Origin of the sequence: Shewanella sp. SM101, from assembly GCF_025654465.1 — a bacterium.
Taxonomy (GTDB): domain Bacteria; phylum Pseudomonadota; class Gammaproteobacteria; order Enterobacterales; family Shewanellaceae; genus Shewanella; species Shewanella oncorhynchi.
In genome coordinates, this window is record NZ_JAKKRH010000132.1 from 1 (window position 1) to 925 (window position 925).

Annotated in this window: 1 pseudogene; it reads right to left on the minus strand. The window is 48.8% G+C overall.

Annotated features, from left to right (window positions below):
- Positions 1-16: 16 nt before the first annotated feature.
- A pseudogene (locus L5M38_RS24220) lies at positions 17-925 on the minus strand (IS630-like element ISSpu8 family transposase); the annotation flags it as partial.

Sequence of the window (925 nt, forward strand, 5' to 3'; positions counted from 1 at the left end):
ATACCAATTACATTAATTAACTGGTCAAAATTGTCCACGGTCTAGTACACAATTCTATCACTCTTGCTTTCTTCTCAATGAAGGTATTCCATGCGATAGAGCACTGTTCGACAATATCGTCATAACCACTAAAACAACGATTGGCCAACACATTTTGACGCAGCCATTGCCATACCTGCTCTATTGGATTCAACTCCGGTGAATAAGGTGGCAACTTGAGAAGCGTCAGATTATCAAAGTCATCGGCCAAATCCTGTTGATGCCAGCCTGCGCCGTCCATGATGACCAGCGCATGGCGCCCAAATGTGGTGGCGGTTGAAATCAGTTTTAAATGCTCGTTCATATATTCGCTATTGGCATGCGGGGCAATAATCGCTTGTGTCGCCCCCGTTGCCGGACACACGGCGCCATATAGATACGCTGATTCAAATTGTTGCTGCTTTACGGCCCGTGGACGGGTCCCTTTCTCAGCCCAAATACGGGTGGTGGTATTCTGTTGGCCAAAGCGGGCTTCATCTTGAAACCAAACGTCAATGCGATCGAGCGCAACGTGCCCAGGTGTGTTAAGGATCGTTGCCATCCGGAAGTTTTTTAAAAGCCTCTTGTATAGCCTCAGATTGTTTCGGGTGGCGAGAGCGAGTGGTAATCCATGAGAAGCCAAGTTGATGCAGCAAGCGGTAGATATTTGCTTGCTTGAACGTCACACCAAATTCAGACTGAATAAATAGGCCGACATCCTTGGCCATCAACCTGCCACCTTGTTCAGATAGACTTCTGTGCTGTACGAACGCTTTAAGCTTAGCTTGCTGTGCGATGGACAGTGTCGCAGGACGGCCCGGATTGGGCGCATCGTCAAGGCCAGTCAGCCCATGGGTTAAATAGGCGGTGACCCAGCGATTGACACTGGTTCTACTGACCTTAAGCA